At 29.9% G+C, this 25,152-nt stretch carries 31 protein-coding genes; 8 read left to right on the top strand and 23 right to left on the bottom strand.

The annotated features are described in order from the left end of the window. Nucleotides 1-54 precede the first annotated feature (54 nt). Complete coding sequence (locus tag RCG18_RS15210; protein WP_308036893.1) at nucleotides 55-594, bottom strand: histidine phosphatase family protein; 540 nt, start codon at nucleotides 592-594, stop codon at nucleotides 55-57. A 201-nt stretch (nucleotides 595-795) separates the two neighbouring features. Beyond that, on the bottom strand, nucleotides 796-1,131 hold the full coding sequence (locus RCG18_RS15205) for a helix-turn-helix domain-containing protein (protein ID WP_308036892.1): 336 nt from the start codon (nucleotides 1,129-1,131) through the stop codon (nucleotides 796-798). Nucleotides 1,132-1,355: 224 nt separating this feature from the next. Here RCG18_RS15205 and RCG18_RS15200 point away from each other — a divergent pair, with 224 nt between their 5' ends. Together RCG18_RS15200 and RCG18_RS15195 are read left to right on the top strand one after the other, a co-directional pair. Beyond that, the gene (locus RCG18_RS15200; RefSeq protein WP_308036891.1) at nucleotides 1,356-1,664 is read left to right on the top strand and encodes a cupin domain-containing protein; all 309 of its coding nucleotides are present in this window, start codon (nucleotides 1,356-1,358) and stop codon (nucleotides 1,662-1,664) included. A 90-nt stretch (nucleotides 1,665-1,754) separates the two neighbouring features. Continuing rightward, nucleotides 1,755-2,177 (top strand): hypothetical protein, encoded by a 423-nt coding sequence (locus RCG18_RS15195; protein ID WP_308036890.1) that lies wholly within the window; start codon nucleotides 1,755-1,757, stop codon nucleotides 2,175-2,177. A 190-nt stretch (nucleotides 2,178-2,367) separates the two neighbouring features. Here the strand turns inward: RCG18_RS15195 and RCG18_RS15190 are convergent, their stop codons facing one another. The 6 genes from RCG18_RS15190 to RCG18_RS15165 all read right to left on the bottom strand — a co-directional run bounded on the left by RCG18_RS15190 (nucleotide 2,368) and on the right by RCG18_RS15165 (nucleotide 6,855). Further along, complete coding sequence (locus tag RCG18_RS15190; protein ID WP_308036889.1) at nucleotides 2,368-2,715, bottom strand: DUF6483 family protein; 348 nt, start codon at nucleotides 2,713-2,715, stop codon at nucleotides 2,368-2,370. 183 nt (nucleotides 2,716-2,898) lie between these two features. Then, nucleotides 2,899-3,330, bottom strand: a complete 432-nt coding sequence (locus RCG18_RS15185; RefSeq protein WP_308036887.1) for an EamA family transporter — start codon at nucleotides 3,328-3,330, stop codon at nucleotides 2,899-2,901. A 20-nt stretch (nucleotides 3,331-3,350) separates the two neighbouring features. Continuing rightward, nucleotides 3,351-3,794, bottom strand: a complete 444-nt coding sequence (locus tag RCG18_RS15180; protein WP_308036886.1) for a helix-turn-helix domain-containing protein — start codon at nucleotides 3,792-3,794, stop codon at nucleotides 3,351-3,353. A gap of 414 nt (nucleotides 3,795-4,208) precedes the next feature. Next, entirely contained in the window at nucleotides 4,209-5,189 is a 981-nt protein-coding gene (locus RCG18_RS15175) for an EFR1 family ferrodoxin (protein WP_308036885.1), read from the bottom strand. Nucleotides 5,190-5,204: 15 nt separating this feature from the next. Further along, nucleotides 5,205-5,867, bottom strand: a complete 663-nt coding sequence (locus RCG18_RS15170; RefSeq protein WP_308036884.1) for a TetR/AcrR family transcriptional regulator — start codon at nucleotides 5,865-5,867, stop codon at nucleotides 5,205-5,207. Between the two features lie 847 nt (nucleotides 5,868-6,714). After that, complete coding sequence (locus RCG18_RS15165; RefSeq protein WP_308042132.1) at nucleotides 6,715-6,855, bottom strand: hypothetical protein; 141 nt, start codon at nucleotides 6,853-6,855, stop codon at nucleotides 6,715-6,717. Here RCG18_RS15165 and RCG18_RS15160 point away from each other — a divergent pair. Continuing rightward, a complete protein-coding gene (locus tag RCG18_RS15160; protein WP_308042039.1) occupies nucleotides 6,836-7,375 on the top strand; it encodes a GGDEF domain-containing protein in 540 nt (179 codons plus the stop codon). The two genes, RCG18_RS15165 and RCG18_RS15160, sit on opposite strands and share 20 nt — an antisense overlap. 210 nt (nucleotides 7,376-7,585) lie before the next feature. On the opposite strand, the gene RCG18_RS15155 is transcribed toward RCG18_RS15160, so the two are convergent. From RCG18_RS15155 to RCG18_RS29085, 3 genes are all read right to left on the bottom strand, one after another. Next, entirely contained in the window at nucleotides 7,586-8,749 is a 1,164-nt protein-coding gene (locus RCG18_RS15155; protein ID WP_308036883.1) for a TipAS antibiotic-recognition domain-containing protein, read from the bottom strand. Between the two features lie 302 nt (nucleotides 8,750-9,051). Further along, complete coding sequence (locus tag RCG18_RS29090; protein WP_374119144.1) at nucleotides 9,052-9,561, bottom strand: YitT family protein; 510 nt, start codon at nucleotides 9,559-9,561, stop codon at nucleotides 9,052-9,054. A 38-nt stretch (nucleotides 9,562-9,599) separates the two neighbouring features. Continuing rightward, nucleotides 9,600-9,914 (bottom strand): YitT family protein, encoded by a 315-nt coding sequence (locus RCG18_RS29085; RefSeq protein WP_374118908.1) that lies wholly within the window; start codon nucleotides 9,912-9,914, stop codon nucleotides 9,600-9,602. Between the two features lie 159 nt (nucleotides 9,915-10,073). Between RCG18_RS29085 and RCG18_RS15145 the strand changes: the two genes are divergently transcribed. Beyond that, entirely contained in the window at nucleotides 10,074-10,973 is a 900-nt protein-coding gene (locus RCG18_RS15145) for an AraC family transcriptional regulator (protein ID WP_308036882.1), read from the top strand. Between the two features lie 795 nt (nucleotides 10,974-11,768). Here RCG18_RS15145 and RCG18_RS15140 read toward each other — a convergent pair. After that, entirely contained in the window at nucleotides 11,769-11,969 is a 201-nt protein-coding gene (locus RCG18_RS15140; RefSeq protein ID WP_308036881.1) for a hypothetical protein, read from the bottom strand. A gap of 381 nt (nucleotides 11,970-12,350) precedes the next feature. Between RCG18_RS15140 and RCG18_RS15135 the strand changes: the two genes are divergently transcribed. Then, nucleotides 12,351-12,986 (top strand): hypothetical protein, encoded by a 636-nt coding sequence (locus RCG18_RS15135; RefSeq protein ID WP_308036880.1) that lies wholly within the window; start codon nucleotides 12,351-12,353, stop codon nucleotides 12,984-12,986. Between the two features lie 121 nt (nucleotides 12,987-13,107). Here the strand turns inward: RCG18_RS15135 and RCG18_RS15130 are convergent, their stop codons facing one another. The 7 genes from RCG18_RS15130 to RCG18_RS15100 all read right to left on the bottom strand — a co-directional run bounded on the left by RCG18_RS15130 (nucleotide 13,108) and on the right by RCG18_RS15100 (nucleotide 18,466). After that, nucleotides 13,108-13,323, bottom strand: a complete 216-nt coding sequence (locus RCG18_RS15130) for a hypothetical protein (protein WP_308036879.1) — start codon at nucleotides 13,321-13,323, stop codon at nucleotides 13,108-13,110. A 103-nt stretch (nucleotides 13,324-13,426) separates the two neighbouring features. Continuing rightward, nucleotides 13,427-13,876: an acyltransferase family protein gene (locus RCG18_RS15125; protein WP_308036878.1), complete on the bottom strand. Its 450-nt coding sequence runs from the start codon at nucleotides 13,874-13,876 to the stop codon at nucleotides 13,427-13,429. A 353-nt stretch (nucleotides 13,877-14,229) separates the two neighbouring features. Then, entirely contained in the window at nucleotides 14,230-15,912 is a 1,683-nt protein-coding gene (locus tag RCG18_RS15120; RefSeq protein WP_308036877.1) for an MFS transporter, read from the bottom strand. A 118-nt stretch (nucleotides 15,913-16,030) separates the two neighbouring features. After that, a complete protein-coding gene (locus RCG18_RS15115; RefSeq protein ID WP_308036876.1) occupies nucleotides 16,031-16,558 on the bottom strand; it encodes a PadR family transcriptional regulator in 528 nt (175 codons plus the stop codon). A 277-nt stretch (nucleotides 16,559-16,835) separates the two neighbouring features. Beyond that, the gene (locus RCG18_RS15110; protein WP_308036875.1) at nucleotides 16,836-17,114 is read right to left on the bottom strand and encodes a TIGR04076 family protein; all 279 of its coding nucleotides are present in this window, start codon (nucleotides 17,112-17,114) and stop codon (nucleotides 16,836-16,838) included. Beyond that, on the bottom strand, nucleotides 17,101-17,931 hold the full coding sequence (locus RCG18_RS15105) for a pyridoxamine kinase (RefSeq protein WP_308036874.1): 831 nt from the start codon (nucleotides 17,929-17,931) through the stop codon (nucleotides 17,101-17,103). The genes RCG18_RS15110 and RCG18_RS15105 overlap by 14 nt, the downstream gene beginning before the upstream one ends. 37 nt (nucleotides 17,932-17,968) lie before the next feature. Continuing rightward, the gene (locus tag RCG18_RS15100) at nucleotides 17,969-18,466 is read right to left on the bottom strand and encodes an HD domain-containing protein (RefSeq protein ID WP_308036873.1); all 498 of its coding nucleotides are present in this window, start codon (nucleotides 18,464-18,466) and stop codon (nucleotides 17,969-17,971) included. 104 nt (nucleotides 18,467-18,570) lie between these two features. Between RCG18_RS15100 and RCG18_RS15095 the strand changes: the two genes are divergently transcribed. After that, nucleotides 18,571-19,977, top strand: coding sequence for a PLP-dependent aminotransferase family protein (locus RCG18_RS15095; RefSeq protein ID WP_308036872.1), 1,407 nt, complete (start codon nucleotides 18,571-18,573; stop codon nucleotides 19,975-19,977). Between the two features lie 423 nt (nucleotides 19,978-20,400). Here RCG18_RS15095 and RCG18_RS15090 read toward each other — a convergent pair whose 3' ends face one another. Then, nucleotides 20,401-20,952, bottom strand: coding sequence for a hypothetical protein (locus RCG18_RS15090; protein ID WP_308036871.1), 552 nt, complete (start codon nucleotides 20,950-20,952; stop codon nucleotides 20,401-20,403). Between the two features lie 198 nt (nucleotides 20,953-21,150). Between RCG18_RS15090 and RCG18_RS15085 the strand changes: the two genes are divergently transcribed. After that, the gene (locus RCG18_RS15085) at nucleotides 21,151-21,930 is read left to right on the top strand and encodes an MBL fold metallo-hydrolase (protein WP_308036870.1); all 780 of its coding nucleotides are present in this window, start codon (nucleotides 21,151-21,153) and stop codon (nucleotides 21,928-21,930) included. 46 nt (nucleotides 21,931-21,976) lie between these two features. Here the strand turns inward: RCG18_RS15085 and RCG18_RS15080 are convergent, their stop codons facing one another. Both RCG18_RS15080 and RCG18_RS15075 read right to left on the bottom strand, forming a co-directional pair. Then, nucleotides 21,977-22,411 (bottom strand): Lrp/AsnC family transcriptional regulator, encoded by a 435-nt coding sequence (locus tag RCG18_RS15080; RefSeq protein ID WP_308036869.1) that lies wholly within the window; start codon nucleotides 22,409-22,411, stop codon nucleotides 21,977-21,979. Between the two features lie 253 nt (nucleotides 22,412-22,664). Then, on the bottom strand, nucleotides 22,665-23,441 hold the full coding sequence (locus RCG18_RS15075; protein WP_308036868.1) for a methyltransferase domain-containing protein: 777 nt from the start codon (nucleotides 23,439-23,441) through the stop codon (nucleotides 22,665-22,667). 311 nt (nucleotides 23,442-23,752) lie between these two features. Here RCG18_RS15075 and RCG18_RS15070 point away from each other — a divergent pair, with 311 nt between their 5' ends. Further along, nucleotides 23,753-24,475, top strand: coding sequence for a DUF4386 domain-containing protein (locus RCG18_RS15070; RefSeq protein WP_308036867.1), 723 nt, complete (start codon nucleotides 23,753-23,755; stop codon nucleotides 24,473-24,475). Here RCG18_RS15070 and RCG18_RS15065 read toward each other — a convergent pair. Beyond that, nucleotides 24,472-25,041 (bottom strand): Crp/Fnr family transcriptional regulator, encoded by a 570-nt coding sequence (locus RCG18_RS15065; protein WP_308036866.1) that lies wholly within the window; start codon nucleotides 25,039-25,041, stop codon nucleotides 24,472-24,474. The two genes, RCG18_RS15070 and RCG18_RS15065, sit on opposite strands and share 4 nt — an antisense overlap. Nucleotides 25,042-25,152: the final 111 nt, after the last annotated feature.

Below are 25,152 nucleotides of genomic sequence, written 5' to 3'. Positions count from 1 at the left end.
TATGGCTCATTTGTCAATTAATATAAAAACTTAAATGGCTTACAATTCATTTTCTTACAACTTCGCTAGATCTGATAAGGATAACTTATCAATGATTTCATAACCATGTCCCTGTCCCAGCGGCTTAACAATAACTGTTCCCATGTTAGGGATTTGACCCAACCCAATCCCTTTTGGAAAACTGTGAGCAATAATAATCTTATTACTTCCTTGAGGCGGTTTGATTTCTAATTTTGAATTAAGAGAGTCTAATATTCTTTTTTGTTCTGCACTTGACAAGTTTTCATCCAACCTATAAATTTCAAACCAAAATGGATCTATTTGAACATTTGCACTTCCAAAAGCCAATTGTGCCGTTTCTATAGTTCTACAAAAAGGGCTAGCTATAATGGGATAACTAATAGGAATTTGTAAATTACGAAGAATTTGTCCATAGTAAACCGCTTGTCTTCTACCCAATTCAGAAAGATTTCTTTGGGTAAAACAGTTCCAAAAATTTAAATTAGGTTGATCTACTCCTACTGTTGCTTCTCCATGCCTAGCATATAGTATATACCCGCCCTTTTTAAGTAAATCCAGTAACGATCTGTTCAATTAATTTCTCCCTCCACATGAATTTTTTGAGATTACTAACATTATATGATATTCGCCAGAATTGTAACCTATAATTCACAAGATTGATTTTGCCTTATCCAATTCTTTTTTAAATGCTATTTCTATCATTTCATTACCTACCAAAAAATAAAATACTCTTACCTGTATTATTAGGGTAAGAGTTACGATAATATTTCTCCATTAATCCTTATAAAGATGTTTATTAGCTTTAATATAATTTCCCCCCCAAATATTCATGGAATCTAATACTGGTTTTAAACTCCTTCCTAGTTCTGAAAGAGAATATTCAACCTTAGGCGGAACTTCAGGATATACTTTTCTAATAATCAATCCATCAGCTTCCATTTGTCGAAGCTGCTGTGTTAACATTTTTTGACTTATCCCATTAATTCCATTCTCAAGTTCATTAAATCTTTGTGTTCCATTGTCATGTAAATTTCTTAAAATAAGAACTTTCCACTTGTGACCAATAAGTTTAACAGTCTCTTCAATTGGACATAACTTACTACATGTCATCTGCATTCTCTCCCATCATATATAAATTGATACTAACTGTTTAGTTAGGGCATTACGAAATAGTGCCTTCTTGTAAAAAGTTAATAACGATTATATTATAATATTGTAAATCAGAAAAACATAGGAGGAAATTTTTTATGAAAGAATAAAATGTAGTCTTACCATAAATAGTAACTTTAACAATTCATTTCAATAAGTATTATAAATTAAGGAGATGCATAATTATGGAAATATTAAATATTAACGCTATTACAGAAAAAACCAAAAGGAAAGCACTATTTACAGAAGGTACAATGGACTCAGGTATTTTATTCTATGAACCAGGCGAAACAATGACTCCTCATAAACATTCAAATTTAGATGAAATATTCTATGTAGTTAGTGGTGAAGGAATAATAACTATAGATGGCAAAGATATTTCAATTAAAGAGAATGATGTAATCCTATCTCCAAATGAAGAAAGCCACGGATTTACAAACAATGGAGATAAAAAATTAGTTATTCTACAAGTAAAAAACACTATTGTAAAATAACTGTAATATCTATAATCATTAGAATAAAAGAATCAGGGGCTTTTATTCTAATGATTACCATGTCAAAATATATAAGAAAGGATGTATTATATGTACTATATATCCATGATAATCACAATTTTATCAACTGCATTATATAATATCAGCCAAAAATCTATTAATCAATCAATAAATCCGTTTATATCCATGATAATCACATATATTACCGCAATAATATTCTCTGTATTGGCATTAATTTCATTTCCAACAAATTTAGGCATTTCAAATTCTTTAAAACAGCTAAATTGGGCAAGCTATGTATTAGGGTTATCTGCATTTGGATTAGAAATAGGATATTTATATGTCTATAGAAGTGGATGGAATATAGCCATTGCTCCTATTTATGTTAGCATAATTTCGACAATCTTGTTAATTGTATTTGGTATTTTTGTTTATAATACTAAAATAACTTTTACAAATGGCTTAGGAATTTGCGTAAGTATTATAGGTTTAATCTTAATGAATAAGAAATAATTAGCTTATGGGAGTTTGTTCAATATCAGCATTAATTATTTTTTTATTATATTCACTTGCATTATTATTGAAAGATATAACAGGGACTTACTTTAGTTACGGTAAGTCCTGTTTTTTAATCTTTACTAGGGCAATTGGTTTATATTTCTTCCCTAAGTTTTGTATTTTACAATATATGTGGTAAGTTGAACTATTCTTTATCTTTAAGCTTTTGTATAGAATTTAATCCTTGATAAATTTCTTCTCTTGGAAAATTGCTTTTATTTAGCTCTTCATCACTCTTATCAAGTAATGAATTATAAAATTCAAGTGCAACCTCATATATTTCAGGTGAATAATTCTCTTTTAATTCATCAAAAATTAAATTTTCTGCTTCATTGTACTTTTTTTCATTAAATAATCTATTGAAAACTACTTTGAATATATCTGTAGGACTCATTTGTTCAATACTAATCTTCTTACTACACCCATCTTTTTTATGAAAAACAAGTTTTCCAACTCCTTCTCCCATTGCTTCGATAAGTTTTTCGATATTCATAAGCCCCTCCTTTTACTTGACAATATTTATTATTTATACATTATTATTACATACATTTACAATAAAATAAATATGCTTTGTCTATAATATACAAGTTTTATGTTCAAATGTCATTAACTCATACTGTAGCTTCATAATGAGTTCTTAATATATATGGAATAGCTCAAAGTATTGGAAATAATATCAGCTTAATGCTACTATAATTGCACCGATAGCAATCAATCCAATACCTGTGCAATTCATCATGCTCATCTTTTCTCCCAAAAAAGCTGCAGCCAGTATAGCAGCTATAACTACACTTAACTTATCAATTGGCGCAACCTTTGGAACCGTTCCGAATTTTAATGCTAGAAAATAAAATAACCAGGAAAGCGCACCTGCGATTCCACTTAAAAATATAGATGAGATGGCCTTTTTGTTTGAAATTATTTCAGGTATCTTACTTAGGCTCCCTTGGGTTGCTACTACAATGACTAAAAAGACAGCCATTACAACTGATCTTATAGCAGTAGCTGTATTAGCATCTATTGATTGTAGACCTACTTTCCCAAATATGGCAACTAAGGAAGCGCATACAGCTGACAACAGTGCATAAACAAGCCACATATTATTCATAGAACATCTCCCCTAAAAATCTATTTTTGATTGATATCAATTTTATACTCTTCTCTCTGAGGCCAGTATATCTTAAATTCAAGCTTTTCAATGTCTCTTTGTTGTTTATAACTCATCCTTAAACTCGCATCTTTAGGAATACTTACATCCTTGTCAAGCTTTTTCAAAATAAGTTTGATATTATTATCACTTTTTAAGCTTGATAAATGTGAGCAAATATTGTCTAATAGTTGTTCAGATGTACCAGATTCATCCACAGAAATCTGATAGATTTCAGCTTTATTAATATAATTGCATGAATCACCAGAAGACAACCATCTTATTAAAGCCTCTTTACTAAATCTCCATTCTCTACCTATCTTTCTGGCCGGTATATGTTCTTCTCTAAGTAATTTTATTAGTGTTTTTTCACTTACACCTAAAAACTCTACTGCTTGTTCAACATTTAATATACTACTATCCATATATTCTCACCTCATCTATATTATAGCAAAAAATATTTTTAAATACAATGTGTGAATGAATATAGTATGCAATTAACTGTATATGACGTATATTTAGCTGTAATTAATATTAAATTCTATAGTTAGAATAAAACAATTTTTAAGTGATTCAATAAACCAAAGAACGGAAGAAGGGCTTAGAAAAATTAAAAGGAGATACAAAAAGTATCTCCCGATGAATTATCACTAAATTTCTTGTATTTTAATACTTTATCATGTATTTAACCTGCTGTACAAAATGTTCAATAAAGGCTAATATGATACCTATTGCTAAAATAATGCTTACTATAGTTATATGTCTTTTTTTATACATATTGTCCATTTACCTTTAATACTGTATATCTAAAAAATATATTTACGTTAAGTTAATTTTTTTCATTTAATATTAAAACCTTTTGCTATATTCCTTCTATATTTTTTAGTGTAGCTAATATTAAATATTTTTTTAAATAAACCTACCTTTTCCATTATAGAAATTAAGATATTTGCTATAATAGTATTTGCCACAAACATTATACAATACAGAATCATATTTACTATTATTGGTAAATAATATATATAATTATTTATATCCACTATTACTAAAATTGGTACTAATTCTAAAGTCACAAAAATAGCTAACTTTATTATTGACAATTGAATCGATGTTTTTGGACATATATTAATACATCTTTGACAGCTTTCACAATTACTCTTCCACCTTGGTTTTCCGTTATACATATATATTACTTTTGCAGGACAGATATCTTTGCACTTGCCACAGCTGATGCAAGTATCATCTGCTATAAATGTTTTACCTAAAATTCTTCGTCCTAAATTATGAAATATGCTAAAAATAAGCCATGACAATATTAGAATTATAATATTTGTTTTCTTAATGTAAGTTTCATTATTAATTATTTTTTTTGTTATCTCTATTACATTAGCCTCTGCATCTTTAAATACCCGTTCCTCTATTTCCTTACTTTGCGGATTTAAGATTTGAGTCCAATTGTAAGTATAAACCACCATATCTGTAAGAAACACCTTAAACCCCTTCTTATTCAACAAGTACTTGCAATGATTTAAGGATTGTCCTTCGGCTCCTGCAGAAGTGCACACAATAGCTGCATTACATCCCACTTCAGCTTTAAGACTTGAAATATATCTTAGCATAATTGAAGGAGTCCCAAAGCCATAAACCGGGAAGCAGAATATGTGCAAGTTATAGTTAACTAATTTTATATCCTTGTATTTCTCAATATTTAATAAATCCACTTCATTTCCTCTATTACTTAATTCCCTTTCTATTGTTTTAACCATATGATAGGTATTTCCCGTACCTGAAAAATAATGGATGAGATATTTACACATCATTAATCCCCCCTTGCATTATTTAACAAACATACTATTCATTACATTCCAAAACACATCGATATCATCATTAATCTGCTCCGGTTTAAAACCAACTACCCTCAACATGCTTATACCTATATACAATGCCATTATTGCATAAGCAGATTTATTTATATCTGTTTCTTTAAAAATTTCAGCCTTAGTCCCATGGGAAATAATTGATGAAATTCCACTATGATCTTCCTTATACACTTCCTGTAAAGCCTCTTGCAAATTTGTATCTATCATTGCTCTTGAAAAGAAATTTACAAACAACTTAGCCTTCTTTGCCGGTGGGATATTCATTAATTTCACTCCATCAAATTCTGAAACATTTAATTTGGGCTCAGGTTCCTTATCCATATTATAATATTTCGGAAGCGCATTTTCTTGTACTACCCTCAGCATTTCATAAGGTGTCATATTCTTCCTTATTTCACTGTCAATCTTTATCTTATAGTAATTTAAAAATGCCCTAAAGGATTCTAGAATTAGATTATCCTTACTTTTATAATAATAGCTTATAACTCCTTTAGAACATTTAGCCTCCTTTGCCACCATATCTAATGACATTTTTTCAATGCCCTCAATACAGATACACTCTAATGTTGAGTTAATAATTTGACTTCTTCTTATTGGTTCCATCCCTACTTTAGGCATGCGTTCCCTCCTAATTTACCTTAGTGATTATTTTATTTTGACCAGTCATATTAAAATAATTATACAATATTTGTAATAAAAAAACAATGCGGAAATACTTAAAAACTCTGCCACATTCTTTTTTATATCTTATTACAAATATAAATTTTATTTAATTAACATCATTCTTCTATAATTTCCAAAATTAAAGATTCTATTTGAATAGCCGAAATTTATTATATAGCCTTTATCGACAAATTAGCTTCTTAAACTACATATAAGTATAATATATGCGCATAATTAAAGGAGGTCCAACTTAAGTGAAAATTACTTTTAAAACAGTCTTCTCACATATTACTTATATTTTTATTCTTTTGGGGTGTTATTTTTTGATCAAAAAAATCCCTTCATTCACACCTCCTGTTGTACTTGTTATTAAGTATTCTTCATATGTTATATTTGGGTTAGGCATCACCTTAAGCATTCGATTTAATCGAGGGAGGGTTTTCCTGATAATTCTACTGCTTACCCTATTTCAATTGTTTTTAAACTATTATTCAAAATTGTCAATAAACATCATAACTTATTCTCAGGTCCTTTATCCAGTGATGTGCTTGCTTATACCTCTTAATATCGTTACTTTCTCGCACTTAAAGGAAAGAGGCATATTCTCTTTATGGGGAAAAATACGTATTTCCCTTATACTAATCGAGCTGTTTGTTATATATAAAATTGCTGTATCCAATAATTCGTCAATACAAAAGGTATTGAATTATAAATTCATAAACCTCCCTTTAGAGAAAACTATTATGAATCAAACAGCTTTGCTAATATTCTTTTTAACGCTGATATTTTTTATGATAAAAGCCTATGTGAAAAATAGTGTCTTTGAAGTACGATTAGTTGGTGTTATTATTTCTGTTTTTACAGCCCTCTTTTTCATTAATGATAAAATATCTTTTTCTATATTTCTAAGTGCCTCCGGTTTAATGTTAATTATCATCATCATTGAGGACTCCTACTCCATGGCATATCTTGATGAACTTACGGGAATCCCCTCCCGCCGCGCCCTTAGGGAGGACTTGATGAAACTAGGAAATAAATATGTTATTGCGATGATAGATATTGATTTTTTCAAAAAATTCAATGATACATACGGACATGATATTGGAGATGATGTTTTAAAATTGGTAGCTTCTAATTTAGTGCAGGTCTCAGGTGGTGGGAAAGCCTTTCGTTATGGTGGGGAAGAATTTACAATTTTGTTTCCAGGTAAATCTATAAATGACGTAATACCACATTTGGAAAACTTACGTGAACAAGTATCCAAATCAGGATACACCAGAAAATCATCAAAAGCTCAAAGATCAAAATCAAAAGGTGGAAATTCAAGCCAATTATTTGTTACTATAAGCATGGGAGTATGTGAGAAAAACAGTAAATATAAGTATTCTAACGATGTAATGAAAGGAGCTGACAAAGCCCTGTATAGAGCTAAGAAAAAAGGTCGAAACTGTGTAAGTAAATAAAAGTTGATTATAGTTCATTTTTTCTCATAAAAAAGGTTTCAGCAAAAGCACTGATACCTTTTTTATTGGTGGTGAGAAAGAGATTGGATCTCTTGGAAGGTCATAATCCATTCGCTTGTTTTCCAAACATAAGCAAGTATTCTAAATTGAATATCTAAGTTAATACTTGTAACTTTTGTTCTGTATGTCAAATCCTTCATAGTTTTTAATTCACGACTTACTATTTTCAGAATAAAATTTTAGGGCTTCTCCGATAAATTTAGATGCACCATTTCCATATTGCTTATCCATTACTTTTATATACACAGAGTTTGATAAATAAGAATTAGCCATATATCCCCAATAGTTATCTCCCACATCCACTTTTAAAGATTCATGACTCTTTTTAGTTATATCTGCAATTTCCTCAACAATTTGTTGAATCTCTTTGGAAGAAGAATCCTTACTTAAGTCAGATGTAAGCTTTTCATATAATGTATTTATTTTAGGCTGCTTATCTCTCAAATAATTTTTTAAAGCTTTTCCGATAAATTTAGACGCACCATTTCCATATTTATTATCAACTGCTTTTATCCATTCAGGCCAAAGTAAATAAATTTGTACCATAGAGTACCAATAATCATCTCCATTATCAATTTTAAAAATTTCATAATCTTTTTTAGCTATATTTGTTATTTCTTCAGCAATCTCTTGAATCTCCTTTGAAGAAGGATCTTTACTTAAGTCAGATACAAGCTTTTTATATAGTTCTTTTAATTTAGGATGTTTGTCTTCCAAGCAATCTTTTTTAAACTCATCAAATTTTTCTTCTCTAGTAAATATATCACTATTAAAATTTTTCTTTATAGCTTTAGCATATTTCTCAATACTTCCATACTGCTTTATAGCGCTTTTAGCAATTTCATCTTCCTTAGATTTACACTTTTCAATAAATTCATTATATTTATCTATACTACCCCAACTTTTAATTATAAGATCCTCATGTTCTTTTTTAACCTCTTCCAATACATTAAAATATTCACTCATATCAAATTCTTTAAAATTCATCATACTTTCTCCTTTTAAGGTTTTATTTATAAGCTCTATTAAACCATTCAATCTTTTTCTTTTTAAAATAAGCAGCTTTTTCTGATTTTTTAATGCTTGCATTTTATCAAAATATGGACTCAACATTATCTCTTTAACATCTTTTAAAGGTATATCAAGTTCCTTAAAAAATAAAATTTGCTGCAAGGTTTTAAGGGCTTCATCGTCATAAAGCCTGTACCCTGCCTCTGTAATTTCACTTGGTTTTAACAATCCTATTTCATCGTAATAATGTAGTGTGCGCACACTTATTCCTGTCAAATCCGAAACTTGTTTTACTGTTCTCATTGCTACACCTCAAAGTTTGATTTTACAGCTATCAATATTATCTAATACTCAGCCGGCTATGAGTTTTTGTTAATCTATTCAAGCTATATTTTTATATTACACTATGACGTGGTGTTAGAGTCAACACTTTACATAAAAAGGAGAACCTCCTCTCTCTGGATTTAGTTCTCCTTTCATAATCCTAAGCATAATGAAATTAAAAATTGTATTGGATTCCTCCAATACGGTCATTATGTATTCGTGTGTTTTATTGATGGAGGCAAAGCACTATATGTAAAATTCACTATTATCAATATTAATATCTATTTATATATTTTACCTGTAGTAAAGCCATTGCCTTTAACTTCATTAACTCGATTAATAATCATAAAAGCTTTTGGGTCAATAGAAAGAATAAGATTATTTAACTTAGGCAATTCACGATTTGAAACTACAGTTAGTACAACTGGATTTTCATTGCGACAATATCCTGTTTCAGCATGCAATAATGTAGAGCTCCTATCTATATATTGAATAATCATTTGGTTAATTTCATTATACTTTTCACTTATGATTTTTACTTGAGTACAAGACCGTCCAAGTAGTAATACTTTATCTAGCACAACAGTATAGATCATCACCAATAAAATCCCATACAGTACTTGCTCTTTATTAGCAAAAAGCATTTGTGCCAACAAAATAGTAAAATCAAATCCATACATTACTACAGAAACAGGAAAACCAAACTTTTTATTTAATATTAGTGGTGGTACATCCATACCTCCAGTAGATGCACCGGCTTTAATTACCATTCCGATGCTAATTCCAATCATTATTCCAGCATAAATTGCAGAAAGTAGATTATCAGAAGTCATATGCTGCAAAAAGAGATTTTCTGAAAAATACTAAAAATAAATGGATAGTAGAAAGTACTAATTAGTGTAGTTAATGCAAAAGTTCTACCAAGTATTAATGCTCCTAGAATAAACATAAGTATATTGAAAACTGAAACAAAGACTGTAATAGGAATACCTAGCTGATGATAAAATACTAACGATAATCCTGTAGATCCTCCAGTAATAAATCCATTTGGAATAATAAACATAGTAACTGCCAAAGCATAAATAGTGTTTCCTATCAAAATCAGTGCTATATTTTTTAAAAATGTTGCATATTTTTTTAACATATATACTCCTTTTCTTTGCAATTATTTTGAACAAGTTACAAATTCATTGCAAATATATTGATTTATTTAAATAAATCTGTAATAATTTTATTATTATTTTCAATATATAACAATTAATATATTGTCAAAAGTTAAAACTATATTAGCGAGATGATAAAAATGAAAACATTAAAAATAGTAGTAGATGAAAATTTACAGGAGACAATAAAACATGGTTCTTATGATTTTCCAATAACAATTTATACGAATAAATTTAATCTGTTTGAAGATGGATATATCAAGTGGCATTGGCATAAAGAACTACAATTTTCCTATTGTCTTTATGATAAGATAACTTTTTTCATTGAAAATCAAGAAATTACCTTAGAAGCTGGAGAAGGAATTATGGTGAATTCAAATGTACTTCATCAAATTAAGCCATATAAGAATAATAATTGTCTGATGTTTTCCATTGACCTAGACCCAACCTTAATTGGCGGTAATAAGCATTCACTTATTGAAAAAAAATATTTGAATCCAATCCTTGAAAGCAGTGATTTAAAATTTATCTGTTTAAAGCCCGATGTTCAGTGGCAGAAAATCATATTAGAATATATAAAAGTCTTTTCCTTGTGGAATGAAAAACCCTATGGATATGAACTAGAAATAAAAAATTACCTAGGTATTCTTTGGTTAAATATAATTAGAGAGATGAAAGAAGAAATTAAAGATTCTGTATCAGCAGTTTCCCACGATGAAGAACGTGTAAAATTAGCATTACAGTATATACACGAACATTATGCAGAGAATATTCCATTAAATAATATTGCAATGGCAGCAAATATAAGTAAAAGTGAATGCTGTCGTAGTTTTAAGAGGATTTTAAGAGTAACACCTTTTGAATATTTAATGGAATATAGAACTTTAAAGGCATCAGAACTACTTTTGAAAAGTAAAGAATCTATTTCTATCATTGCTTTTGATGCAGGTTTTAATGGAATAAGTTATTTTGGAAAAGCATTTAAAAAATATATGAATTGTACACCTTCTGAATATAGAAATAAACATAGTGTAAAATAGCCTAAGTACCTTCTTGGATATATATTTTTTTATAATATATACATCAGAGCTTACACATAATATGCGATTTCATTGATCGCTCCTTATTGAGTTAAAACTTAACCCTTCTTATAAATCTTCTTTACTATATCGTACTTAGCTAAAAGATCCTCAAAATCATTTAAATAATTAGCAAGATATAAACTCGGTACGGTGCGTAATATGTTATCATCCATATTGTCCATCCTCCTACCCTTTTAACTATATTAATATTATTTCTTCCATCATTATATCCATTTCATAAGATTATTAAATTCTTAAATCTCTTACATGTTTATATATACCTTTACCCTTGTAATGTCAATGTATTACTAACTCTGCCATTTACTTGTGGTACGATTCTCCATAACAATTGCAAGTGAGGTTTTTTACATGTATAAACCTATTATTCAAGTATATATAATATTTTATCTTATAAAAAAAGCTGAGTATCAATAAATATACTCAGCCAATTAGATCAATTTACTTCATTTTATAAAATAGCAACTTTTAAAATATACTATTTATTAATTACTCTTATTATTTCCTTTGCAATTATTTAGCAAGTCAGATATAGAAAGATATTTAGAGAACATATCTAGTGATACAAGTAGGATTGATTTTCTAATTTTCTCAAAAGAATCTAATAAAATAATAGGTGAAGTTGTTATTAATGATATCAACATGATTAACAGAAGTGTCGGTTTACGAATTATACTAAATAGAAAGGAAGATTTTAGTAAATTTTATTTATAAGGCTTATCCTTTAAAATTGCTCTATCTAGTTCTTGGTGAAATAGCATCTTCGGATGAAAGTACAGTATCCCATGGAATATTATAAATACTATCTTCATTTTTTTCGCTATGTTTATACCATCCACTTCTATTTTGAAATGTAAGAAAATCATTTGCCCAATATAAAAGTCCTAAAAAATAACTTTCCATCATATCATCCCATCGATAATATTTATAATTCATATACAATTTTCATATATTGTAAAATTATATAGAAACATGTAGAATAATTCAACTTATTTTGATAACTATCAAAAACTAATGTCTCATATTCATGTCTAAGGTTACAATATTCCCATTTATTTTACTTTGATGAAAATTATGGTATAATGCTATAGGGTCAAATAACCTGTAGATATGGCAGCAAAGATGATGAAGAATGAAATGTTATATTAAGTAATGTAAAATTAAAGAGATAGTTGGACATATAACAAAATTTCAAGGATAATCCATCTCTATGATGAATTTGACCTTCTTTATATTGATAAGCAGGTAGTAAAATCATTTGAACTGCTTGAATGTCATTTTACAAAAATAGATTTTCAAAAACGAAAGGATAAACTTATGAAAAAAGTAATTATTTTATGTTTAAGCCTATGCCTATGCTTATTTACATTAACTGCCTGCGGCGAAGCTAAAAAAGTTAAGAAACTTACAGAACAAGATATTAAAACATATACTGATCAAATGAAGACTGAACCTCTATCTGGTGATATTACTTTAAACGGAATAAAATACTCTCTACCCATTAAAACACAAACCTTAGTGGCTAATGGATGGAAGTTTAATGACTATAAAGATAAAGGAAATCCTTTAGAAAATGGTTATTATGTAGACTTAATTCATATGGATGATGGAAGTAAAAGTGAAGACAGTCGTATTGATGTAACAATTTATAATACAAGTGGATCTACAGTGAAGTTTGATGATGCCATGATAGGCGCCATTGAAATAGAGAAAAAAGGTGATTCATATCAAAATACTGTAGTATTACCAAAAGGTATTACTTTGTCATCAACATACGAAGATATACTTAAGGCCTATGGTGCTCCAACATTTGACTCTATGAAAGAAATGGGATGGATCACATATTCTGCTAGTGGTATCGGTAAATATGGACAAGAACTTCGTATTCAGTTTGATAAAAATACAAAAGTTATTACTTCAATAAAATTGAAAAATATACCTCCAAAAAATTAGTAAAGCTTATTTCATTAATTACCTTCATCATCAATTAAGTTATGTCTTACACCAGCTATCTCTTTAATCTTAGCTTTCCCTCTCTAAAAGCCTTACTCTTATGATTTTATCTATGGTCTTCTTAGAATATAAAAGCTCCCCCCAAAAACACTATAAGTAAGGATATGCCTATTACATTACGCCATATGTTTTTAATTTTATCTCGCCCTAAATTTTCTAATGTTTTTTCTGAATCTTCTTTTCCCGATAATACATAGTTTGCATATTCTGAGTTTTGGCTCATATACCACTCTTTACGATGTGGATCTTCTTTTACCGCTTTTTTTAGTAAACTCAAAATCACTTTTTATTTTCAAAATCTAATTTACCTACTTTTTCAGCTTTTTTTGCATAAATCCACCAATTATAAAGAAAATTGTTTAATCCCCTACTCTCTCAGTTTACCTTAAAAGAATTTTCTTTAACTTAGCTTTTCTTACTATTGTGATAATTAAATTAGAAAAGCATAAAGTGATGATAAATCTAATCACTGTATTTGCAAAAAGTATAGGCATAAATATCCCAAGCCCAAGCATTATTATTTGATGAGAACAATATAGTCCAACACTGTATTCTCTACAGGCTTTAGAAATTTTTGCTCTAATATTTTTATTATAGTTAATTGCCCAAATAAATATCAGTGGAGCTGCAATTATAGGTGATAAATACATATTATCATCTTTAGCAATACCATTTTTATTTAATATAAATGTTTCAACTAATAGTATTATTATAAAGATTATACTGAGTAGACTTGAATTTCTTATCTTTTCATTTAACTTATATTTATTTATTAATGTACCTAATGATACAAAAAGCATTGATTCATTAATTCCTACCTGAGGAAACATGAATATTGCATTATATCCATACCACCTTTTCTTTTATTATAATAGGTTAAGGCGAAGATTAAGAATGTGTTTTTGGAAACAATGGAAAAGGATTAAAACCAAGCATGATAACCTTAGAAACTTGGAATCAACGAATATAGAGCTTGGGAATTTGCTAATATAGAGCTATTGTCGAATAGCCCTATATTAGCAACAACTCTTACAAATTTCTATCTTGAAAAGATTGGATATACAAGTATCTATAAAAGATATAAACAAGTAAATTAATTCTTATTGAACCGCTGTGTATTGAACGGTATGCACAGTGGTGTTAGAGGTAGCTGAATAAAATAATTATTCAGCTCCTACTCAATTTAGCTTGCTGAAGCATTATTTGTGTTTTTAACAAACTGCTTATTTTTTATATCAGGATTTCTCTTTTTATCACTGAATAATGCAAAAAGTATACCTGGTAAAAGAATTACAGAACTCATTTTAAATGTAAAACTAAAAGCTTTAACAGTATAGGTCAAAAAGGTATCTTGGATATTAGGTACTATTTTTTTTATTTCTTTCTTTTGAACTTCAAAACTTTCTTTGATTTTATTTTCATCCATCGCTGGAGAAGCGGCTAGCACAGCAGTTTCTTCTTTATCAATTGTGTTTAATATTTCTGAAAGACTAACGCGTTTATCACTACCTGCTTTGATAGAAGAAATCATCTGCAGCTTGGTTTTGTCATCAAATACAGTGTCATTCTGTATTATTTGCACAGCAGAGTCTTTAGCATCAAACATCTGGGTAGTCATATTTGATGTAAATATAGTTAAAAATAAGGCAACTCCAAGTACAGTTCCAAGTGTTCTTGTCATGTTATTTATTCCAGAAGCTATTCCTATTTTATCTACAGGAACGTTAGCCATTGTAGAACCTATTAGTGTTGCCATACTTAAGCCCGTACCAGAACCAGCAACAATTAATCTTAAAATAATATCTATATTTGAAGAATTTTGAGTAAGAGAACTATTTAAGTAGCAAGAGGCACAAAGTAAAAGAATACCCAATGCACTAGTTAATCTGCTGCCTAATTTTTTTGTCAAAATAGCAGCTAATATTGAAAAAAGCATTGAAGTTAAGGACATAGTTGAAATAATAAGTCCTGCTGACAGTTGATTTAATCCTTTAACCTGAATTAGGAAAAAAGATAGCAAATAGGTACCAGACATCATACCAAGTCCAAGTAAGAATAGAGTAATCGAGCCGTTTGTAAATGGTACAGATTTAAATAAACTAAGTGGAAGCATGGGCTCCTTAACTTTTAGTTCAATAATAACAAATAGTATAAGGGCTATAGCAGAAACCGCAAAGAAGGAAAGAATAAAGCTTGAAGTCCAGCCCTTTTCATTAGCCTTCATTAATGCGAAAGTTAAGCAAGACATAGCAATAGAGATTGTTATAATTCCCCCAAAGTCTATACTTTTACTTGCAGTTGGGTCATAAGATTCCTTTATGAATTTCATAGTTAGTAGTATACAAATACAACCTATAGGTACATTAATAAAGAAAATATATCTCCAATTAAAAAATTGAGTTATTATACCACCAATCGATGGTCCACTTGCAGCAGCAAGACCTGCAAAAGCTCCCCAAAGTGCCATAATAGTTCTTCTCTTCCCTGGTGGGAATATTTCAGCAGAAAGAGGCATTGCAACAGTCACAACAAAAGCTGCGGATAGCCCTTGAAGTGTTCTAAATAATATAAGTACTTGAAGGGAATTTGCAATACCACATAGCAGTGAAGATATAGTAAATAAAAATACTCCTGCAATAAACAGTTTTTTTCTGCCAAATTGATCTGCCAATCTGGAAGCAGTTATTAGAATAACTGCAGAAGCTAGATTATAGGCATTTACTACCCAAGAAATATGATCCATAGTAGTATTAAAGTATTCGGTCATTTTAGGCAAAGTGATATTTACTACAGTTGTATCTAATAATGCCATAAAAAATCCTAAAATAATAGCTACAAAAGAAATGATTTGATATTTTTTGTTCATAAGATAAACCTCCTAAATAATATAAAACATATTAGTGTATAATAAACTACTATAAAGTATAGTAGTTGGGTAAAAAAAATGTCTTGCAATATAAAGATTTATTACAGACATTAAATTATTAATTATAATAATCAAAAACTTTTTCAGACCATTTTTGTAAAACGTTATAAAATTCATTATATAAATCTAATATGAGAACTTCAGAACCAGATTTTTTATTGTTCTGTTTTTCTTGATTATGAATTAATTCTACAAATGCTCTACGCTCTTCTGCCTTGTTTTTGAAGTTTTCAAGGTATTCTTTTCTCTTCTCTTTTGACAACTTCTCTATATTAACTAAAAATGCATTAAAGTCTAAATAAAGATACCCTATATGTTTTGAGCTTTCTTCCATCAGTTCATTGAAATATGCATTTCCTTTTTCGTTTAGTGAATATAATGTTTTTTCGGGCATTTCACCTTCTTTAACAGTTCTTGAATTTAAATATCCATTATCGCATAATTTAATTATATTTTTATAAATTGACGGATTACTGATTTTTAGCCACTTAGTAAGATTCCATACCTCAAATTCTTTAACCATTTCATAGGCACTTTTCTCTTGGTCCTTCAAATAACCAAGTATTATTAAATTTATTGAAGACAATTTAATCACCACCATTTATTATACTACTGTAAAGTATAGTAGTATATGATATATTTGTCAATATAGAATTGGATAAAATTATTTTAAACTGAAAGTTACAATTATAATTTTTGAATTTTATGTTTCATAACTATTGTATTGTATAAACCCATATTTATGTATAAAATACAGCTAAGTCAATAAAACTCATTTATTTATGGTACGGTTCAGTCTTCCTAATTCTAATACTCTCATAAGGTTATGAATAATGGGAAGATTTATGCCTATTTGGGATTACTCAAAAACACTCCCTTTCTTCCTCATCTATTTCAATTTTAAAGACATTGATTGTATCTACATCGGGGCAACAAAACACTGCTGTTCCTTTAGGCTGCCCTGGAATCTGTCCCCCATATCGTAAAATATCAATATATGGAAAACCTGTATGCATAACCATTGGACATAGCTTTCCCCTGTCATTGTCAAAATCAAAACAATCTCCAATTTTGTGTCCTCTATGACATCCCATTCTTCCTTTTTGCTCAATCAAAGTAATTTTTATTTTAGGTCTCTTCAAAATTCAACACCTCCAGATTTTTCTCAATTAGAATTCCTTTATATTTGTCAGAGTTTTTCTGATTTAAAAGAATCAGTTTTCTCACCACATTCATGGCAATTTTAACTGCATCTTTAAGTTGTGCCCCTGTCAACACCCTGCTTATTAGGATTGCTGAAAAAATATCTCCGGTTCCCGGAAAACGTACCGGAACATATTCAAATGGAATTTCAAAATATATCTCTTTTTTTCCGTCATACCCTATCACCATATCTTTGCCATCAACTCTGGCACTGGTTACAATAACAGATTCTGAGCCAAGCATTCTCAGCTTTTCTATCAATTTTCTTCCTTCTTCCCTGCTGATATTGGTTCTTTCCTGATACATTTCTGCTAATAAAGCAGCTTCTGTAAAATTTGGAACTATAACATCTGCCACAGCACACAATTCTCTCATATAAGAAACGTGTTGTTGTGAAATACCATTATAAAGTTTCCCATCATCCCCCATTATAGGATCAACAAATATCCACGTGCCTTTCGCTTTCTGTGCTTGAGAATACTCATGAATTAATTTTGTCTGCTCTTCAGATGTAATAAATCCAGTACAAATTGCATCAAAAGAAAATCTTAATTCTTTCCAAACTGCTAATGTCTTTTTCATATACTCTGTGGTTTCAAGAATTTCAAATTTTCCATAATCAAGCGTATTCGAAACCAAAGCAGTAGGAAGATTAAAAATATCCAATCCAGCCTGAGCCAACACTGGAAACATAGCAGACAAAGCCACTTTCCCATATCCAGCTAAATCATTAATTAAAAGCACCTGATTTTTCACGCCTCTTCACCTTCCTGATTTTATTTGACATTTCTGTTTAATCTTCTTTCATAAACATTTGACTGCAAAGTTTTCGTCCTGATTCAGTTTTAAAAACTTTGTCATGTGTATTTTGTATATACTCTTTGTTATTTTGATTTTCATATAAATTCACAAGAAGATCAGCCTCTACTAAAATCTGATAATCAATCCCATCAATATTTGAATAATTATGGTGATAAGCCACCAAGTAGCTTACCCTCTCAATTACCTCTTGCTTAAATTCAAGTCTATTTAATAATTCCTTTGCATAAATAGGTCCTTCCTGTTCCAAAAGTTTATCATTACATTTACCGTACTTCTCCTTACAAACTTTAATCCCTATATCATGAACAATGGCTGCCACTTCTAAAATTTCCATCTTATCAGATGGAATGTTCTCCATGTTGCCAATCAGCTTTGCAAACTCATGGACCTTTATAAAATGTTGAATTAACTTTGGCTTACCTGCGTCAAAATTAATCATTTCTAAAATTAAATTACTTATCTTATTCATATTAATTCTCCTGCCTTTTCTTCTAATTATAGTTTTAATCTGGTATAATAAAAAGCATCAGTTTTAACATATTTTATGGTATCAGTTGTTGGAGGATATAAAAAATGATTGAAATTATGCCTATTTGGGATTACTCAAAAAACACTCCACTTTATGTTCAATTATATGAATATATCAAAAAGGAAATACAAATTGGGACAATCGAACCAGAAACAAAATTGCCATCAAAAAGAAAATTAGCAAGATATCTAGGAATTAGTCAAAATACTATTCAAACTGCTTATGAACAATTATGTGCAGAAGGATATGTAGAAAGTAGACCTCGTATAGGTATATTTGTAAAAAAACTAGAAGATAACTTATTATGTAATCTACCACTTATTGATAAACCTGATGAAAATATAATACTGAAGGATAACTTTGAATACTTAATTGACTTTTGTTCAAGAAATGTTGATTTAAACAATTTCCCATACAATATATGGAGAAAATTAACAGGCAAATGTTTGTATTCGGATCAAAGCGATCTCTTATTAATAGGCGACCCTCAAGGAGAGGAATTTCTACGTAAGGAGATATCTAAATATCTTTTCCAATCAAGAAGTGTGAGATGCGTTCCAGAACAAATTGTCATTGGAGCAGGCACACAATATCTAATGATGCTATTAGGTATGCTATTAGGTAAAGAATATACATATGCAATTGAAAACCCTGGGTACAATGGAGTAAAAAATGTTTTTAAAGACCAAGGAATAGGTGTCCATCCTGTTTCAATAGATGAAGATGGTATTTGTATAGAAGATTTAAGGAAAAGTTCTGCTAGAGTTGTCTATGTTACACCTTCTCATCAATTTCCTTATGGAATGATTATGCCAGTTTCTCGAAGATTAGAGTTATTGAAATGGTGTGAAGAAAAAGATGGTTATATAATCGAAGATGATTATGATAGTGAATTTAGATATAAGGGAAAGCCAGTTCCTTCTTTGCAAGGATTAGATAACAATGGAAATGTTATTTATATGGGTACATTTTCAAAATCTTTAATTCCTTCAATTAGAATCAGTTATTTAGTTTTACCCTCAAAATTGGTTGAGAAATATCAAGAACATTTTAAAATATATAAGCAGACCGTATCTAGGCTTCATCAGAATACACTCCATAGATTTATGAAAGAAGGACATTTGTCAAGCCACATAAATAAAATGAGGACATTATATCGTAAGAAGCATGCAGTGCTGCTTTCCGCGATTGATAAATATATGAAAGAAAAAGTTGAAATCATTGGGGAAAAATCAGGACTACACATTTTATTGAAAGTTAAAAATGGAATGACAGAGGAAGAATTAATTCAATCTGCTCGTAAGATGAAAATAAAAATCTATCCAACTTCAATCCATTATGCTGAATGTATATCCAGTGAATTCCCCATGATTTTACTTGGCTTTGGTGGTTTAACCGAAATGCAGATTGAAGAAGGTATTAAGATATTGAAAAAGGCATGGTTTATTTAGTTGTAACTCTTAAATTGATTTTGATACTAATCTGCATTTGCTAATAGTTAAATTATACAATTTATTACAAGAGACATAAAGTATTACACGACAAAAAGACTGGTAGCTATGCTACCAGCCCTATATTTTAGGGGAATCAAAATATACTCACATATTAGATTATAGCCACATTAAACTAATTTAAACATTTTATATCCCATTAGGTCTATTATTGATTTATTTATTATTTCTAGAGAATATAAATGTATATAATGTTTTGAACCTCTTACAATTGTTTGTTGACTATCACTTGACCAGTTCTTGAATTCAATTTGACCTTTGCTCCAAGCAGGAAACATATTATTATTACTTTCAATGGTAAAAATACATTAATTGTGCTGAGATATCTTACAAGTAAACAAATATTGGAGACAATTTATTTTGCTAATGTGCTTCGCCAATTCCAGGAGTTTTAAAATAACTATCGAGATTCTGCAAAAATTCATCATATAACTTTTTCTCTGTTAAGGGATATTCAAATATAAGAGTATTTATGCTGCCATCTCCTACTACTTCCTTTTTATATATAATTTTATTGTTTTTGACCCAGGAGATAACGTACCAGTTCTCTGATTGTTTTTTATATGCAACATTTTTAATTTCCTTCAGCGTATCTTCATAAGCTGATTTTGCAGTGGTGTCAAATATATTATTGCTTCCAAACACAATAAGCTTTACATTTCCATTTTCATTGGTAAGAGTGATCCCATCTCCATTTGTTGATTCCTCACCTTTTATAAGATTATCTGGATATTTTATTGAAAATTTATATCTATTGTTATAGTAATCCTTATAGGTAAGTCTTTCTGCTACCTTTAAATATGTTGCCTTTGAACTAAAAACATAATGCTTATTATCATTATGTAAAAATAAAAATATTGTTATAAAAATACCAACCACCAATAAAATAATAATAATTGATTTTCTATTTCTCACTGTCTTTCCTCCTATATACTATATTTAAAACACATAATATTAGGATTTACCATTACCTAATCAATATCCCTTCTTGGTTGTAAAATTAATTACTTTCATTATTCAAGTTAAACTACAAAAAGACTTGATTCTATCTATGTAAATGTCATCGTCTATATTATAAACTGTATACAGATAAAGGATACAGGAGCTGTTAATATGAATTTTCAACAAATAAGAAATGCAACTATAACCATAACATATGCTGGAAAAAAATTTTTAATTGATCCATGGTTAGCAGACAAAGGAGCTTTTCCTCCTATCCCAGCAGAAAATCAGGAAAGTAATCCAATGGTCGATTTGCCGATGCCTATTGATGAAGTTATAAAAGATGTAGACGCTGTAATTGTCACACATATTCATCCTGATCATTTTGATGAAGTTGCTATCAAGGTAATACCAAAAGGCACAAAAATGTTTGCACAGAATGAAGAAGAAGCGGAAGCTTTAAAAAGCTTTGGTTTTAAGGATGTTGATGTTTTAAAAAATAACGGTATATTGTTTGGAGATATCAAATTAATAAAAACAAATTGTATACATGTACCAGATGAAGAAGTTATGAACTATTATAAACGCTTTAACGCTACAAGCGAAGCTTGCGGGGTTATCTTCAGTAATCCAAATGAAAAAACAGTATACTTAGCAGGAGATACCATTTGGTACGACGATGTCAAAAAAGCAATAGACAACAATAATCCAGACATAATTATTTTAAACGCTGGTGGTGCTCAGTTCATAACAGGTGGGCATATAATCATGAATATAAATGATGTTTATGAGGTATATAAAGCTGCTCCTCAAGCAACAATTATTGCTAGCCATATGGAAGCTGTTAACCACGCAAGGGTGACAAGAAAAGCGTTAAAACAATTTATCGATGAAAATGTAATTTCTTCTAACGTATTAATACCGGCTGATGGAGAATCATACGCATTTTAAAGTAACAAGAATTTTAGAAACAAATAAAAAAGCAGGCATTTCCTCACTATGGGAATTGCCTGCTTTTGGTTGTTTCGTTAATAATAACAGTTAATTTATAATTTGCATACTGATTTAAGTCTACTAAGAATTTATCTAACTGCTCGTTAGACTGAAATTTGCATTCGAGAAGATAACAGCCATCTCCGCTGATTTTATAGTTATGGATTATATATTCTTCCTGTGAGCTTATAAATGAAAGATAAGGTTGATGATACTCACTTTTTGTATAGATATTTACCGTTACGTGAACAGGATACCCCATTTTCGCTTGATTAACTTTAATAGTATACCCCTCAATAATGCCGTTATCCTCTAATTTGGCAACTCTGGATGCAGCCGCCTGTCCTGTCAAATGCACCTTTTCTCCCAACTCTTTCATAGTGATACGGCTGTTCTTTGACAGTTCCTCTAAAATGCACTTATCCGTGTTATCTAACATTTTTTCAATTCCTTTCATTATTCAATTCCACTGTCTATTCATATCCAAAAACCTTTGTTTTGAAATTCCTAAATACTCTAAAACCTTACTGGATTCCATTGTGTTATCCTTTTCTATCATTGCTTTTGACGCAGGTTTTAATGGAATAAGTTATTTTGGAAAAGTATTCAAAAAAGTGATAGTTGCTATTAGTAACTGCCACTTTTCCCATATATTCTATATTTCCATTTTCAAAATACACCTTATAATTACCTTATTTCTTTCTCAAAATGTCTAATGTATGTGCGCTTGCTCCGAGCAAGTCTGGTCTTTCACAGGTAGAAAAATGATAATTAAGAAAATGCTGAAATGTATCTTCATCCATAGCATTCAAAACAGATCGCATATAATTAGCATGTCCATCTGCTGCAATTATTTTTATCCTTTGCAGACTTACTTCCTCATTTAACTTATTAATATCTTCAATCCTTACATAATCATATAAATCTTTTGGTTCCGATATAACATGAAAATCATCAGTAAGTTTCCCATTATCAATAGATGTACGAATATTATTTTCCTTAAAACCATAGGTTAATACACTATATTCATTCATACAATATGCTACTAAGATAACACCTCCAACTTTCGTTACTCTTTTTGCCTCTTGCAGCGCTTTTACTTTATCCTCAAATTTATATAAATGATACATTGGTCCAAACACCAACGTCATGTCAAAAGTATTTTCTGAAAATCTTGATAAATCTAATGCTGTTCCCTGCATTGCTTTTACTGTACTTCCTTTTGACTTTAAAATACCTAGATTGTGCTTCACAAGTTCAATTGCAGTAACATCATATCCTTCACTTGCCAATTGTACAGAGTATCTGCCTGTCCCTGCACCAACATCTAAGATTTTTGCGTTCTCATTATTTTCTAGATACTCATGAATATACTTCATGGAAGTGATATATTCAACTTGTCCATATTTTCTCGTTAATCTTTTGTCCTCACAAAATTTATTGTAGTATTTTTCCAATTCCATTGTCATCTTTTTATTTTCCTCATCTGTTATTTATAAATTATTGAATACAAAAATTGTTCTTTGTACACTTCAAATTATTTTTGGGTAGCTTAACATTTTCCCCACTACGCTCCCTTTACATTCTATCAAATATTATACTATATTTCAGTTAAAATATAAATTTTCTTTATAAATAATGAAATGATGAGACCGTTAAAAGCATTGCCTTGAAGATCTGCAAAAGATATACATACTAACACGCTACTCTTGATTTAAATCAAGGATTTAATAGTACTACAATGATATAATCGTCTCATATAAAAGGGGAGGGAAATAAAATGTTAGTCTTTGAAACAGAAAAAACATCACTGCGCAAAGCAGCATTAATAACTGGAATCGCAATGCTCACTATGACAATATGCGCAATGTTTGCAGTTGGAGTTGTTAACACCAGACTAATCATAAATGGCGACACAACTGCCACAATGAACAATATAAAAAAATCAATTTCACTATTTCAAGCAGGAATTTTCAGTTGGCTCATTATTCTTATTTGCGATATTGTGATTTCATGGGCACTATATATCTTTCTTAAGCAAATTGACAGCAGCCTGTCCTTGCTTGGTGCATGGTTTCGCTTGGCTTACTGTGCTATCCTTGGAATAGCTATTCTAAATTTAGTATTTATAAGCATTTTACTGGGTGGAGATCACCAATTACTACCCAATCAAACTGACCAGTTGAAATCTTTGTTGATGCTGTTTGTTATTGCGTTTCAGAAAATGTGGTCTTTCGGATTAATTATTTTTGGAGTTCACCTGTTCATCATTGGTTGTTTGGTAATGAAATCAGGCTTCATCCCAAAAATACTGGGAATTCTTTTGCTCATTGCTTCTTTTGGTTACGTGTTTATTAACATAATACATCTGTTCTTACCACAATATGAGAATGCTACTCGAATTTTTGAAAATATATTAACTCTACCAATGATACTTGGAGAATTAGGCTTGGGCATATGGATTATGGTAAAAGGCGGAAAGGTACTAAAAATAGGAAACTAATTTTCACAATCAGCGATCTTGGGATACTCTTTTTTGATTCTACTTAAGGATTCTGGAGTGATCCCAAGATAGCTTGCCAATTGATGTTGTGGAACACGATTTATAAGCTCAGGTCTTTTTTCAAGCAACATTCGATAACGGTCCTCTGGAACAGCTCTCATGAACCTTGCCCTTTCATCTTGCTCCTCACCGAAATTATGTTCAATAATTGTCCTTGTTATTTTCTCCAGTTCCGGGAATTTCTTATACATTCTTTCTTCAGACTCCTGATCACCAACAAGCAGTGTTGAATCCTCTACACAGACCAAAAAATAGTCGCTAGGTATTTTTTGTTTGTAGCTTCTAAACACGACAACAGCCTGTTCCTCTGTGAAAAAATTAATAGTTACTTCTTTACCATCCTCTCTAACTGAGTATTGTCTTACACAGCCAGCCAGTACAGAATAACACTTATCTGAAACTTCTCCTTGTCGGAGAAGTATAGTCCCCTTACTATAAGTCTCAACAACCATATCCTTCATAATTTCCAGGATTTTATCTCTACTGAGAGAAGTCTTTTTTTCCATAAATCGCAGCAAATGATGATTCATCTTTATCCCATCCTTTTTATTATTCGATTGTAAAAAACTTGTTTCATACATTTAAAAATTGCTTCATAACATCTTTTGCTTTCTTTA

This window comes from Clostridium sp. OS1-26 (assembly GCF_030915445.1).
In the GTDB taxonomy this organism is placed as follows: Bacteria; Bacillota; Clostridia; order Clostridiales; family Clostridiaceae; genus Clostridium_AM.
The sequence above is the reverse complement of the archived record's forward strand: the minus strand, read 5'-3'. Positions and strand labels throughout refer to the sequence as shown.